This window comes from Bergeyella anatis, from assembly GCF_036016955.1.
Lineage (GTDB): Bacteria > Bacteroidota > Bacteroidia > Flavobacteriales > Weeksellaceae > JAYWXI01.
The window spans coordinates 1-396 of the sequence record NZ_JAYWXI010000162.1 but is presented as its reverse complement, the minus strand read 5'-3'; the positions used below and the strand labels follow the sequence as shown (position 1 = coordinate 396).

General features: G+C 33.8%; 1 pseudogene. It reads right to left on the bottom strand.

Annotated features, from left to right (window positions below):
- A pseudogene (locus tag VQ048_RS12755) lies at window positions 1–385 on the bottom strand (ATP-dependent Clp protease ATP-binding subunit); the annotation flags it as partial.
- Between the last annotated feature and the right edge of the window lie 11 nt (window positions 386–396).

Sequence of the window (396 nt, the reverse complement as noted above, 5' to 3'; positions counted from 1 at the left end):
CCAAAGGAATATTCGTTTTCTGAGAAACCACCAATGCTAAATCCCAATCTGTAATATGGGTTCGCTTTTCCTTAGCAACGGATTCGCATTGTACCAGATGTTTTTCTAATTCTTTAATAGATTCTTCAGTATCTGATAGTTCTGAAAATTCAATACCATCTTTATCTTTTGTAAGGTATTTTGTCTTTTGCACTAAATCCCTTTTAAGCCACTCTATTTCCTTATGAGCCTTTTCATTATCTTCGGACAAAAGATTTTTAATTGTTTCTATACGCTTATATAAACTCTGCTTTTCTTTCAGAAAAATCTCGCCAGAACTTTTAGCAACAGACATCGTATGGTCAATTAAGTCTAATGCCGATGCAGGAAGGCTCTTTTCCTTCATATATCTTTTTG